Origin of the sequence: Novosphingobium mississippiense (assembly GCF_044029535.1) — a bacterium.
In the GTDB taxonomy this organism is placed as follows: domain Bacteria; phylum Pseudomonadota; class Alphaproteobacteria; order Sphingomonadales; family Sphingomonadaceae; genus Novosphingobium.
This window is the reverse complement of sequence record NZ_CP147001.1, coordinates 1994935-2007489: the sequence shown is the minus strand read 5'-3', so window position 1 is coordinate 2007489 and position 12555 is coordinate 1994935. Positions and strand designations below refer to the sequence as shown.

At 60.3% G+C, this 12555-nt stretch carries 13 protein-coding genes; all 13 read right to left on the bottom strand.

Annotation, left to right across the window (positions count from 1 at the left end; translation table 11 throughout):
* Positions 1-335 precede the first annotated feature (335 nt).
* Complete coding sequence (locus WBP06_RS09565) at positions 336-569, bottom strand: hypothetical protein (protein WP_395326954.1); 234 nt, start codon at positions 567-569, stop codon at positions 336-338.
* Positions 535-927, bottom strand: coding sequence for a hypothetical protein (locus WBP06_RS09560; protein ID WP_395326952.1), 393 nt, complete (start codon positions 925-927; stop codon positions 535-537). Before WBP06_RS09560 ends, WBP06_RS09565 begins: the two co-directional genes overlap by 35 nt.
* Positions 924-1289: a phage holin family protein gene (locus WBP06_RS09555; protein ID WP_395326951.1), complete on the bottom strand. Its 366-nt coding sequence runs from the start codon at positions 1287-1289 to the stop codon at positions 924-926. The genes WBP06_RS09560 and WBP06_RS09555 overlap by 4 nt, the downstream gene beginning before the upstream one ends.
* A 5-nt stretch (positions 1290-1294) precedes the next feature.
* Positions 1295-1891: a lysozyme gene (locus tag WBP06_RS09550; RefSeq protein WP_395326950.1), complete on the bottom strand. Its 597-nt coding sequence runs from the start codon at positions 1889-1891 to the stop codon at positions 1295-1297.
* The gene (locus WBP06_RS09545) at positions 1888-4098 is read right to left on the bottom strand and encodes an SGNH/GDSL hydrolase family protein (RefSeq protein WP_395326948.1); all 2211 of its coding nucleotides are present in this window, start codon (positions 4096-4098) and stop codon (positions 1888-1890) included. Before WBP06_RS09545 ends, WBP06_RS09550 begins: the two co-directional genes overlap by 4 nt.
* A gap of 213 nt (positions 4099-4311) precedes the next feature.
* Positions 4312-5229: a hypothetical protein gene (locus WBP06_RS09540; RefSeq protein ID WP_395326947.1), complete on the bottom strand. Its 918-nt coding sequence runs from the start codon at positions 5227-5229 to the stop codon at positions 4312-4314.
* Positions 5230-5231: 2 nt separating this feature from the next.
* A complete protein-coding gene (locus WBP06_RS09535; protein WP_395326945.1) occupies positions 5232-7124 on the bottom strand; it encodes a hypothetical protein in 1893 nt (630 codons plus the stop codon).
* Positions 7111-7512 (bottom strand): DUF6950 family protein, encoded by a 402-nt coding sequence (locus WBP06_RS09530; RefSeq protein ID WP_395326944.1) that lies wholly within the window; start codon positions 7510-7512, stop codon positions 7111-7113. Before WBP06_RS09530 ends, WBP06_RS09535 begins: the two co-directional genes overlap by 14 nt.
* Entirely contained in the window at positions 7512-8171 is a 660-nt protein-coding gene (locus WBP06_RS09525; protein ID WP_395326943.1) for a hypothetical protein, read from the bottom strand. Before WBP06_RS09525 ends, WBP06_RS09530 begins: the two co-directional genes overlap by 1 nt.
* Positions 8168-8827 carry a hypothetical protein gene (locus tag WBP06_RS09520; RefSeq protein ID WP_395326942.1) on the bottom strand — a complete coding sequence of 220 codons (660 nt, stop codon included), beginning with the start codon at positions 8825-8827 and terminating at the stop codon, positions 8168-8170. Before WBP06_RS09520 ends, WBP06_RS09525 begins: the two co-directional genes overlap by 4 nt.
* Complete coding sequence (locus WBP06_RS09515) at positions 8824-11727, bottom strand: phage tail length tape measure family protein (RefSeq protein ID WP_395326941.1); 2904 nt, start codon at positions 11725-11727, stop codon at positions 8824-8826. Before WBP06_RS09515 ends, WBP06_RS09520 begins: the two co-directional genes overlap by 4 nt.
* A gap of 3 nt (positions 11728-11730) precedes the next feature.
* Positions 11731-11994, bottom strand: a complete 264-nt coding sequence (locus tag WBP06_RS09510; protein WP_395326940.1) for a hypothetical protein — start codon at positions 11992-11994, stop codon at positions 11731-11733.
* A 110-nt stretch (positions 11995-12104) separates the two neighbouring features.
* The gene (locus WBP06_RS09505) at positions 12105-12518 is read right to left on the bottom strand and encodes a hypothetical protein (protein ID WP_395326939.1); all 414 of its coding nucleotides are present in this window, start codon (positions 12516-12518) and stop codon (positions 12105-12107) included.
* Between the last annotated feature and the right edge of the window lie 37 nt (positions 12519-12555).

Here is a 12555-nt window from a genome sequence, read left to right as displayed (position 1 = left end):
GCATCGGTTGGCGCTGGTGCACACAGCCTATCGACCGTGTTCCCGCGATAACGGAACGACCGCAGTAGATGTCTCCCGTCCTACCGGGTGTACCAGCTGGTCAGAGCCGCCAGTGCATCGCAAGGCTCAAGAGTTAGGTATCGGCACCACCCATGTATGAAGGGCCGCCAGAGGTACAGTCCTGCGACCGAGGCCAATGGTAGATTCTCGCAGGCGGCTCAGGATCACTCGTCAGGTGGGCCTGTTGGCAGCCGAAACTCCGAGTAGGGAACCGCAGGCGCTGACGGATCTGCGACCCAAAATGGAGGCCTGACAGCCGGGAACAGACCGGCGACTTACTGCCCGGCCCGCGCCTGCGCATCATGGGCGCGAATCGCGTCCACCTTGGCGGCGCACTTCTTGAACGCGCTGATGTAAATGCTGCGGCTTTCGATGATCGAGGCCACCGTCTCTTGCGGCACGTCCTGCACGGTGCAGGGCTCCATCAGCCCGGCCGGGATGCCCTGATACGCCGGCGGCGGTGCCGAGGCGATTTCACTTCTGCTGTTCGAGCAGGCGGCGCAGGTCATCAGGCAGGCGGCGAGCCATGAGTTCGCGAACTTCCGCATTGCTGTTTTCCAATTCCTTGAGTTGCACGGCGGCGGCGGTGTTCTGCTGTTCGATCAGGGCAAGCTTGTCCTGAAGGAGGAGGACGTTCTGTTGCTCCAGGGCGCGCAGGCGATCTTGCTCGGCAGAGTGCGCGGCCCATCCCTTGTTCGCGGTGACCAGATCACCGATCCGGGCGTCCTTCGCCTCGATCTGCTCGTTCTGGCGCTGGATGTGCAGGTAGCCGGCTATTGTTGCGCCGACGCCGCAGACGGCCAGCACGCCGACCATCGCGAACAGTTCGGATTTCCACGGGGTGAGCAGGGTGAGAAGCCACTTCACAGCCGTTCCTCCTCTTGAGCCTTGGCGGCCTCCACGCGCTTATCGGTGTTCGCGCGCAGCTTGATGCCAAGGCGCTCGTAGACGATGCGCTCCAGCAGCCGGATTGAGACGTTCGCCCCCAGCCACCCGAAGATGCCGACGATGAAGCCGGTCCAGAGCGGGTCGATCTTCATGGCCTGGCAAAGCAGCATGACGAGGAAGCCGACCAGGCCGGACGAGGCGATCTCGGTGAGGGCGCGCCAGCCATTCAGCGGGTTGCCCTTGTCGTTCTCGCGCATGACGTAGCCAAGGCCGCCAGCGAAGGCCGAAAGCAGCGCGTACCCGAGCGAGGTGAGCCAGTCGGAGAGGGAGAAGTGCTCCATGTGTCTCAGGCTTGCCCACGGTAGAGCTTCGCCTCATCGGCGCGGCGGTCGATAAGCCCCTGCTTCACCTTGCCGCCGGCTTTGTTCCAGACCGCGAATTGCGATGCCGCTGCGGCATAATCACCTGCCACGTGCTTCTTCAGCAGCGTTGAGGAGAGGAAAGCGCCAACGCCGATGTTGTAGGCCAGCGACACCATCGCATCGAACTGGGCCTGAGTAGTCGCCGCGGTGCCGATACCCTTGCGAACCGCCGGTGCGGCCTCATCCTCGATATGCTGGGTGAAGCGTTGGGCGGCCTTGGCATGCGTCCATATCGTGCCCTTCACGATATCCGGCCCGGTCAGGCCATTGCCGATCGTCCATGGCGCTCCGCCGGTGGCCGGGTCCGGGTACGATTGCACCCTGCCGTCGCCCAGGTCCTTCTTGTAGCCCTCCCACTTCTTGATGAGGGCTTCGCCGGTGGCGCTGAGTTGCAAGATCGTCTCCTTGGGCACGCCGAGCCGATCGAGCGTGTTGTCCATGATGGTCACGTCGTCCGCGCCCAGCTTTCCGCCCAGGGCGATCCGCAGCGCGTCGAAAATGGGTTTGCGGGGATTAGTCATCGCATCATCGCCGCGATATCGGCTGCCATCGCTACGGCATCCTGGGTTCGCACCTCTTGGAAGAGGTGGATGCGATCGGTGATCAAGCCGTAGCTCAAGTCAATGTCGGCATCGACTTGGCTCGCCGTGTACCCGCCGAAAGCGAAGGGTGACATCTGCGTGAAGGCGCTGGAAAGCCTCACGTTGAGGGGATCATTGACGCGCTTCACCGCGCGCATGAGGCCCCGCAGCAGTGGATACCCCATACGGGTGTAGACCTCATACCAGTAGGAGTCCCATGCAACAGCAGGAGGCGTGATCAGCACCTTCGTTCCGGTGCCGCGGATCGAGGTAATGATCCGCGTCATCGCTTCGTCGACGAAAGCGGTGAAATCGTCCTGATTGGACCACTGGACCAGATCGTTGGATCCGAGATCGACAATCGCTAGGTCAGCGTTACCGCCGGTGATCGAGGCATACGCTGTCCGATATTGCGCGTAGTCGAAGATGTAGCCGTCATAGCTTCCCGTGCCGCTGCCTGGCACCACAAATGGGTTCAGGAAGCTGCGCTGCGAGGAATTAATGTAGTCGGCCGGCGTGGCTACAGGAGGCAGAGTTGTACGATCCTTGCCGACATATTCTGCGAGCGTTTTGCCGCCTCGCCCTTCATGAACGGAGGCGCCGGACCCGAGTGTCCCAACCCGCTGGACGGTTGCGCCATAACCCGCGAGGATGGCCACAACCGCATCTGCGGTCTGCGAAAACTCGACCTTGCTGTCGCCGATAAAGGCAACCTTGAAAGTCTTCCCAGCCATCTGAGCAGGCGTAACCTTGCGGGCAACCACGTTCTTGAACTGCCGCTGGTCCGGAATCGGATGGTTGAAGTGATGCGCGATCGTCAGCGTTTCGCCATCGACGATGGTGGATGGATCAACCGCGACGATAGACTGGCCGTGCCCTGCGACAGGAGCCAAAGCCCCGCCTTCGGTTCCCCTGCTGAGTGTTACGAGATCGGCCTCCATCGGGCGACGGTCGATGAAGTTTGCCGGATAGAGATTGATCTTCCTGTCCGAGAACATCGCGATCTCGTTGGGAAAATACATCGAGCCGAACTTATCGCCCTTGGGGCTTCCCGCAAGATTGATGAGGGGCACAACAAAGTTGGGATCGTTAGAGGCCGCGATCTGAAGGCCCGCCAAGATCACGTTGCGTCCACCGGTGTTCAATGCTGCCTGGATGCCCGCCATATCGGTCGTGGCCGCCCGGTTATCAACGAGGTAGCTGCGCAGCCGAGTTGAGTAGATCTTTTCGAGGATAGCCCCACGCGACGTGAGGCCTTGAGACCGGTTCACGAGGTACTGAGCGTTGAACGTCTCGAAATCCGGAACGATCGGCGTGCCAGGGGTACCGTCGGCATCGTAGACGAACACCCGCGTGAACACACGCTGAGCCTCTGGGCTTGAGAACAGGCCTCCGACGCGGGCAAACTGATCTGTCGACGCATACCCGACAAAGATGCCCAGCCCTGCTAAATCGGAATATGTGTTGGTCCGGACAAGCGTAGTGTCGACGCCCATCACGGTGGGGCGCCCCTTGCTGTTCGCGTCGAAATCGTTGGAGACAATGGTAGCGGGCTTGATGCCGCTCGTCAGGACGCCCGCGCCGACATGAGCCAAGACCGGCTTGGTATCACTACCTAGTCCGGTCATGCTTCCATAAATTGTCTGCGTCTTCAGAGTGTTGTCGGTTGCATCATAATAGACAAGAAACCGGCCCTGCTCCTCACCGAGGGGAACGCCAACTTCAAACCATTTTTGGCCATCGGCCGGCGCCCGCTCCGCGAACGTGTTGTTCGCCATGCGCTGATAGAAGGCGGGCCAGCGCAACACTGTTCCATCAATATACGGGGCGCTGTAGGAATAGATCGGGCCGAGCCGGGATAGGATGCCGAACTTATCTTCGTATACCGCGCCGGCTGCGTTGGTGATGAGGGACGCAAGCCAAGCCGCGACGACCCAGGCCGAGCCGTTCCACTGGTAGAAGCCATTGGCCGCGTCGGAAGCGCTGCCGTTGTTGGCGAAAACGTAACCAACCGTGCCGATTTTCTGGGTGGTATCGGCGTTCATCAGGCCAACAGTGGCATAGGACTTAAAGCCCGCCACCGCTGCGTTCACGTCGAACTGAAGCGATGTGAATGCGGCCAAAACGCCCTCGCGCGACGGCTGCATGGTGGGCCTCGGAGGGTTTCCGAATAGTGCGTCCCTGAGAATGTCGATTGCGCTCACGCCGCACCTTTTGAAAGTATGTTGCGCATACATATCAACCGGCGACTTTTTAGACAAGTCGAATGGAATATTTGGAAACAGGTTGGACAGGAAGTGTCGCTGCCGTAGGCACCGGAGGTGATCGAACTCTTCCGCCACGAGACCGATGTTACAAGGTTATACGAAGTATGAGATTGATAGCACCAGTTGCGCGCCCGAGGCGCCCGGATAGGCGTTGTTGTAGGTGAACACAGTCGCGGACGAAGACCCCCCATCGATCTTCACTTGAAGCATGCTCCCTGTCACGGCGTTCTCGCGGCCTGAACCGGCCCATTTCATGGCTCCGCCGGCCGAAGTGAATGGGAGGGTGATGTTGATAGACCCTGCACCAGTTCCATTCGTCGTGATGTCTATAACCATGCTAGCATGCACTTGGCGGCCGATTTTCGTATAATAGCCGGCTGCAACGTATGTTGTGATCGTCCCGGAGCCTGACGTGACAGTGGGCGTCCAGGTGCCTTCCTCGTAGTCGTCCAACGTGTTGGGATCGGTGCTGGGTGATTGCGCCGCGGGGAACGTAACCCCGGAACCCGAAGTCGTGGCGGCCGTGCCGACTCCAATTGCGTTCGTGAACCCGGGCCGGGCTGCGCGAACCACGTCACCCGTGCCTGTGGTCGGCGTCCAAACCGGCGCAGTGCCTGAACTGGATAGCACGGAAGCAGCGGCGCCGATCGAAAGCCTCGTCAACGCCGTACCGCTTAGGGCGTAGACGATATCACCCATTGTGTAGGACGAGAATCCGGTGCCGCCGTTCGTTGCATTGAGAGTGCCACTTAGCGTGAACGTACCTGCGCCGGTGATCGGGCTGCCGCTGATGCTAAGGCCGGTCGTTCCCGTCGAAAACCCAACGCTGGTGACACCGCCTCCGGTGAAGTAGGGCAAGCTACTCCAAGCGGTTACGCCATCGCCATACTTGATCTTGCGGGTGTCCGTCTCCATCGCTGGCTCGCCTTCCAGCAACACCGGGTTGATGGCTGTCCACTGGCCAGCAGTGTCGCGGCGAAGTCGAAAACGGACGTCGATTACGTCTGCCATATCTACGCCCCCGTAGAGGCGTTGCCGCCGTCATAGATCACATCACCATCAAGGGTGATCGTGGCGTACTCCCATGCCGACCCGCGCCCCGACGAGACGGTGTAACGATATCGGACGGTGTATTCGGACCCTCCTTGGACCGATCCGCTGACAGCCGTGTTGACGTTGACTGTCATCGAAATCCAAGGATCGTTTGTCGCTCCGGTTATCTGCGACGTCAGGATGTACTCCGCGACATAGGTGGCGTCGGAGCGCGGCGGATCCAGGAAGTCGATCCTGATGCGCCCGTCCGCTTCGTAGACGGTTTCGCCGGTGATCGCCGGGAATGACACCGTCTCGTCAGATCCGTCGACAACCGGCTTGGGTTGCTCCTCACCGGGCAGCAATGTCCAGCGGCTTGAATCGATCGGCACTGCGCCGAAGCCGGTGAAGATGCCGGCGCCGTCAATCTCCACCGGGGTGGCGATCTCGTAGTCCCCGGCGAAGGTATTGTCGTAATTGATGACGACGATGCGTTCCTGCCTGGCTTGCAAGCCGCGAAGGTTCACGGTGGGGCCGATCTTGTGACGGGGCTGCGAACGCATGCCGATGCCTTTCGCCAAGCGCATGGCCTGATTGTGGTTCTGACATGCCTGGATATCGACGGTCAGGAACTTCGGCGTCGTGTCGGGATCGTAATAGAGCGGGTTGATCCATGCGGCCGATGGCTGGACGGTGTAGTTCGCATCCGGCTCGATGTAGTTGACGATGACGCCCTGAGTTTCGCTCTCGCCGTCCTGCGCCTCCATGCTCGACATCGCCATGATGTCGCGGTTGCGCGAGAACGACAGGATGGGATCGTACCAGTATCCGACGCGCACCCACGATTTGCCATCTTCGTCGAACACGATCTGGCCATCCATCGACAGCAGGATTTCTTTCTCCGCATCGACCCGGCGCTTGCTGTCCACGATCGAGACTGCCGCCTCGTAGCGAGGCTGATCACCTTCGATGCCCTCCACGTTCTGGTCGCAGATGTTCGCCTGCTCAGCGATGCGATCCCAGTTGATCGAGCTTTCCGGCTTATTGCGGCCGAAGGGATGCGTGCGGAACCATGCCCAGATCAGGGCTGCGTTGCGGCTCGTCTTGTAGGTCGTGCGGTTTCCAAGCACCTGTGATGGATCGCGCGGATCGTACATGTTCGCCCAGTCGCCCACGACGCTGACGGCCGGCTCGCCCAGCCCAAATGGCCCACGCCAGCGGTAGATTTTATAGCGGTTCTCGATCTCCAGGGCGTCCATGCAGATGACGCTGAAGGTCGTGCCGACAAGCTTGTGGTTCGATGTCCAAAGCGTAGGGAATGCAGCGTCCAAAGCAGGGATGCGGGGAGGGGTGGGGTCGGTCTCGCTATAGGTCGTGGTCCATATGCGGATGTAGCCCTTGCCCTCGCCATCGTTCTCGGCAGGGTCCTTGTCCTTGTTGGCCTTCAGCCGGAAATCGGCCTGATAGACATACCCGGAACCATCTAGGGTGACGGCCTCATCATCCAGGAAGTAGGAATAAGGGGCGTGCAGGATCTCGTCGCTGTGGACAATGATGTACCAGAAGCGACCATTGCTATCGAATTCTCCGAAGAGAGCGCCACCGCCTGAGCGCGAATGACCGGCGTTCAGCCAACGCGGAGGGTCCGAAATCCTGACATTGACCTTGCCGGATTCCATATCCGGCGCCCTAGAACTGCCGACCAAGATCGACTGGATGAGGTACGTACCGCCGGCAACAATCACTGCTCCGATTAGTGTACCAACAAAAGCACTGGCGCCGATGTTTCCCGCAATCGCGGCGCCGAGCGGTCCGGCATACGCGATCAGGGCGACCATCGCGACAAGGCCGACGATCTTCTTAACGACTGCCATGCCAAACGCCCCGATAGGTGATGAACCGAAGTGCCACCTCGATCGTCCCGCGATCGAGCCGCAGAGCAACACCATCGCCGGTGCACAGGCCGCCGATTCCACAAGTCTCCTGTTCGCCACTGTAAACGACCTCGACCACATCCCCGCGCGCGGGGTGCGCATCTTTGGCCACGGCCCCGGCGAGAGCCATTAGCCCCGCAATGCCGCCATGAGCTTTTATTTCTGCCGCCGCGCCTTCGTGGGTGTCATATCGCCCAAGGAACTGTCCGGTTACATCGTCATGCCCAGTGCGGGCAAGGTATCGTCCTATCGAGAGCATGCAGTCGCTCTGCCCGTAGACGAAAACGCCAGACCTCCACTCGCGGAGAGTTTCATCGACGATATCCATCAGGGAACCTGGTAAGTTCGGTTGGCGAGAAGGGCGAGATATTCAGAACCGCGGTCAACCGAGACGCCGAGCTGAGCTGCGCGTCGCTTCTGCATTGTGTCGGCGTACGTCCTGTCGGGCGTCTCGCTGCGGCCGTGGTTGTTGTCTTTGGCGGTAATCGTCGCGGTGTAGGTCTTCGTGACGGTCCCCGATGATCCTCGTGCGATCGTCTCCGAGAACTTCGGAGAGAACATCGTCATCTCTTTGTAAAAGGAGAGCGGGGTGCCTGGCCGGAGCCCCTCTCCAACACCAAAGAGCACGAGATAGCAGACCAGCCTTCTTCCAAAGACCTGCGATTGATCGGCCTTCAGCGCATCGTAGAGCGCAAGAGTTTCCTGGCCGGGGAGCGTCGGAATCGCGAGCGAGAACGAATAGGAGGCGCTGGTGCCGTCGCGGCCATCCTGAAGTGATGGAGTTTTGTGCAGATTCCCGCCGTTTGCATCGATGGTACCGAGCCACTCATTGCCATCGCTGTCGACGAAGTTGCCTTGGCCATCCCAGAGCCGAACCGGTTCTTCCTTGAAGTCGTAGAGCCAGCATTTCCGCACCGTCGCGACGATGTCGGTGGTGTCGTCTGCTGATCCTAGGATTTCGTCTATCTGATCGTAGAAGGCGCTCATACGACCGCCTGCTGCAGAATGATGTTGCCCGGCGTGACGTGGCCAAGATGGTTGTATGACGCGCGAATATCAGCGCCATTGCTGATCCGGCCAGTGAACCATGGGCGCAAATAGCAGTTGTCGCCGGGCACGACATCACGCACCAGCGGGGTCGTCAGGATGACCGTTGCGATGTTGCCGGTATAGCAGATCTCATCCACGAGGTACGCGTCGAAATCATGGCCGATGACATGACCTGGCAACACGATCGGCCCGACGCCTGTCAGGTCTATGGTAATATTCAATGACCCTTGCAGCCCTGCCGCAGCATAAGTGGCGGTGAAGTCGCCGTCCCAATTCTCTTGATTGGACCACGTCTCCCCGTTGTTCCAAGGAACCGCCATCATGCCGCGCCTTTTGCTGTAGGCGATTTGCGGCGAGGGAGCGAGGCGTACTCGGAAAATCTGTCCGCTGATCTTGGACATGATCCATGATGCTAGTGGAAAGTCCCACTCGGTATCGATAATCGCTGGCTGGATTTCCAGGACCGAAAAGCCGCCCGGCTCCGGAGTTATGAATTGCGCACCACCAGATGTAAGGCCGCCCTCGTAGCCGGCTCCTGGCGTGTGAAACAGCTGATTGGCAATACGGAACGTGGGGAACTGATAGACCTTCACGATGACACGGCTCCATCGATTTCCCATTCACGCAGATAGGCATCTAGGTTGCGGCGCACCTCCTGCACTGCAGCCGCGCCCGCCTGTGCAGCCATGGCTCGCGCATCTTCCGTCGTGAATGAACCAGACTGCTGAATCACGATGGGAGTGTTGATCTTGACGCTGGCATTCCTAGAGCCCCCACCAGACGCCCGTACCCCTAGTTTCCCGCTGGAGTCGCGAGATAGGGGCATGATCGCCTCAGGCCCAGCCTCACCCATCTCGCCCAGAGCGCCACCGTTGGCGAAGCGGAACAGGGTGGGCGTGCTCACCACAGTGTTGGTGAAGGCACCGCCGTTGGCGAAGCGCGTGGGCGTACCAAACGAGCCGCCCAAAGCGTATTTTTGAGCGGAACCGAACGAGCCCCCGTTAGCGAACAAGCTCCCTGTTCCACCGGTGAATAGACTGTCGAGCAACGTGTTCAGCATCCGGTCCAGCATCTTGTCAATGATGCGGTTGAGGCTGTTGATCACGGCATCGGCGAACGACTTGAAGAGATTTCCTCCCTCGCGGACGCCGTTGATCCAGTCCTCGAAAAAGCCCTTCGTGACCTCCCGCGCGTCAGCTATCGACTGTTTCTGCTGATCGATCGAATAACGGACTTCAGCGTAGGCCTCGGCCTGCCGGCGCGTCTTTTCGATGTCGATGTCCTTGAAGGATACGCCTTCCTGAAGGGCCTTGTTGATCAGGTCCTGCTGGTAGTTGTAGGCGATCAGCGCCTGGCCGGTCAGGCCGATGGCATCACGCTCGACCTCAAGCTGCCGCATCGCCTCAGCATGTGACCGAGCATTATCGCTCGCCGACTTTTCACGGATGTTCTGATAGGCCGCATCGCCGACCTTCACCGCGTCATCGCTGATCTTTTGGCGATCGGCATCGGTGAGCGTTATATGCTCTGCCAGCGCCTTGTTCAGCTGCTCCTGCTCGTAGGTGTAGCTTGCCAAGGCGGCACCCGTCAGACCGATAGCGCCACGCGCTTGCTCCAGAGAGGCGATCTGCTGGTTGGTCTGCTCGTTGAAATTCTCCATGAACGTGTCGTGGCGATTCTGTTCGGACAGAGCTGCCAGGGCCTTGGAGATTTCATTGATCTGCGCCGTCTGCTGCGGCGTCAGTTTGAGCCCATGCTCCGACGCCTTGTTAAGCAGATCCTGTTCGTAGGTTACCTGCGCCAGCGCTTCGCCATAAACACCGATCTGCGCCGATGCCTTGGTTAGATCGTTGCGCTGCTTGTCCGCATCCTTGAGCAGGTCGGAGAAGTCGTATTCGTGTCGGCCCTTCCGTTCGGTCGGGGCGTCGTAGAACTTCGTCGCCATGGCATCCTGCCGCGCCCGCGCGTTCTTGCGCGACTGCCCGACAACATCATCCATGAACTTCTGGGCCTCCTTGTACTGGTCCGAGAAGCTGCCTCCAATGATCTCAAGCAGGCCTTCCTTCTTGCCCGTCTTGATGTTGTCGAGGATGCGCGGGATGATGTTCTGCGCGCCGGTGAACGCGGCATAGACGCCGCCCAAAGCCGCTCGCGTCGCAGTCACCATCCAGTCCGTGAAACTGGACCATGCTTTGCTCAGATCGTCTGTCGTAAGCCCAAAGGCTTCAGCGATGCGCTGCCAGCCTACCTGGAACACAGCCTTGGCGGTGTCGCCCCATGTCACGGTCACCGCATTGAGCTTTTCCACCTCGGCCTTGGTGTAGCCCATTGCGGTGGTGTATTTCTTTAATCCGCTGTCGTCGTTTGCCTGCTTGTTGAGCGCGGCGACGCCTGCGGTGAAAAGGGCGAGCACGGCCACGACGCCGGCGAGGATAATGGCAAGAGGCGTCAGGGCTACCGTCGTCGCTGCCGCTGCGGCTGTCGCGGCCTCTCCTTCCGCCACCATGGCAGCATCCAGCGCCGCAGCGGTGATCGTGGCTTCGGTCTGGGCTACGGCGAGCGATTCCGTTGCCAGTGTAAGGCGAGCCTGCGCGGTGGCGGCCTCGGTCGCGGTGGCGGCGAGCGCAACCTGAGCTTCCGCGATCGCGATGTTGGTCTCTGCGGCGCGCACGTTGGCCGTCGCTTGAGCATTCGCTGCCGCCACGGATGCTGCCGACTGCTGCGCCTCCGCCAGCGCCAACGCCTCCGTCTCTGCCGTTGTGGTGGAGAGCAGGCCCAGCATGTTTGCCAGGCCGAGGGAGAATCCTTTGAGCCCCATGCCTGCTTGCGCATAGATCTGCGCAATCTGGGAACCCTGCTGGATAAAGACCGTGAGGGGCTTTTGTCCCGATGCCACACTGACAAACACGTCATTCAGCTGATAGAACAGGTTCTGGGCATGATGCGCGGCAAGTTGTGCAGCTTGCCCAGTCTCCTTGATCGCCGCGGCCCCGTAAGACGTAAAGCTGCCGCTCGATGCAGAAGAAGGTTGGATGGGGCTGGGGAGTGACGGTGTGTTAGAGGCTTGCCGGAGGTGCTGCGCGTATGCGGTAACATGCGCATCGGCTGCTGCCATCGCCCTTGAAACGTTGTTCTGCTGCGCGACCAGCCCTTGGAGGTGGTCACGATAAGAATTCACATGCGCATCAGCATTGGCGAAGGACTTGGCCGCCGACTGCGCCGCCTGAGCCACATTGTCCTGACCAGTCGCCGCGACCTGAGACGCACGCCCCATCGCCGACATGGCGGTAGAAATCTTGTCCAAACTGCCAATTATCGTGCTGAGCTTGGAATCCATCGACTGGACAGACGCAACCAGCTTGGCGATGGATCCTGTCTGGAGGCTCGCCGCCGCACCGGCTCGCTTCGCGGAGGCCGTGAACTTATCGAGATCGTTCGCCGCCTTTACGACGTCGCTTGAATCGACAGAGAGCTGGAGCGCGGCGACGTCCATGGATTATCGCCGACGCCCAGAGGTGGCAGAACGGAAGGCATCGCGAGGCGAGGCAGTGGGCGGCGCTTGCTCTGACTTGTTGTTCTTCATCAGATAGACCCCGTCCATTTCCCTCATGCAGAACTCGAACACCTCGGCGTCCTCGTAACTCCATCCGGCGATGTGCCGGTCAATTGCGCTGCCTGGGATCGGGCCTACCCCGAAACCGATCTGCCGTTCGGTGGAGAGCTTCCAGAAATCCTCGTACCAGCCACCGAACCCATCCATGATCTCGGGTTGCTGCAGGATTTCGGGTATCTCTCCACCCGCGGCCTCGGCCTGTTCTTTCGCTGCGCGCCACTCGTCGTAGTGATCGAGTGACCAGCGCAGCGCATTCTTCAGTTTCCCGCCGCTTCGACGGCCTTGGCGGCGATACGTTCGGCGACCTGGTCACCAGCCCATTCCACTGCGCGACGGAACTTTGCACCGATGCCGTGGTCGTCGTCGGCGGTCAGGATCGCGACTGCCTTCTTGGCGTCGAACTTGAGCGGCTTCCCGTTCTCGGTCAGGCCGTCCCAATCGAGCAAGATATGCTCGGCCAGCGGCTTGCCGGTCGCGATGTTGAAGCTCATGAGCCCTTCGTCAGTGCCCATCTTCTTGCCGCTGCGGCGGGCAAGACCGGCGGTCGCAACGCGGAACGGCTTGAAATTGGTGGAGCGGACCTTCAGGCGGATGCCGTCCATGTCCGGAATATCGCCGATCCAGTCGCCTTCGCTGAGGTCAGCCTTCTTGCTGATGTTGCCAATGTCCATGATCGTTTCTCTCGGGTCGGTTCGGGTCTAAGGACGG

What these genes read in the sequence shown, in the direction of transcription:
- WBP06_RS09565 (WP_395326954.1), bottom strand. Translation starts at nt 569, where the DNA reads ATGACCTGCGCCGCCTGCTCGAACAGCAGAAGTGAAATCGCCTCGGCA.
- WBP06_RS09555 (WP_395326951.1), bottom strand. Translation starts at nt 1,289, where the DNA reads ATGGAGCACTTCTCCCTCTCCGACTGGCTCACCTCGCTCGGGTACGCG.
- WBP06_RS09550 (WP_395326950.1), bottom strand. Translation starts at nt 1,891, where the DNA reads ATGACTAATCCCCGCAAACCCATTTTCGACGCGCTGCGGATCGCCCTG.
- WBP06_RS09545 (WP_395326948.1), bottom strand. Translation starts at nt 4,098, where the DNA reads ATGCAGCCGTCGCGCGAGGGCGTTTTGGCCGCATTCACATCGCTTCAG.
- WBP06_RS09540 (WP_395326947.1), bottom strand. Translation starts at nt 5,229, where the DNA reads ATGGCAGACGTAATCGACGTCCGTTTTCGACTTCGCCGCGACACTGCT.
- WBP06_RS09535 (WP_395326945.1), bottom strand. Translation starts at nt 7,124, where the DNA reads ATGGCAGTCGTTAAGAAGATCGTCGGCCTTGTCGCGATGGTCGCCCTG.
- WBP06_RS09530 (WP_395326944.1), bottom strand. Translation starts at nt 7,512, where the DNA reads ATGGATATCGTCGATGAAACTCTCCGCGAGTGGAGGTCTGGCGTTTTC.
- WBP06_RS09525 (WP_395326943.1), bottom strand. Translation starts at nt 8,171, where the DNA reads ATGAGCGCCTTCTACGATCAGATAGACGAAATCCTAGGATCAGCAGAC.
- WBP06_RS09515 (WP_395326941.1), bottom strand. Translation starts at nt 11,727, where the DNA reads ATGGACGTCGCCGCGCTCCAGCTCTCTGTCGATTCAAGCGACGTCGTA.
- WBP06_RS09510 (WP_395326940.1), bottom strand. Translation starts at nt 11,994, where the DNA reads ATGGATGGGTTCGGTGGCTGGTACGAGGATTTCTGGAAGCTCTCCACC.
- WBP06_RS09505 (WP_395326939.1), bottom strand. Translation starts at nt 12,518, where the DNA reads ATGGACATTGGCAACATCAGCAAGAAGGCTGACCTCAGCGAAGGCGAC.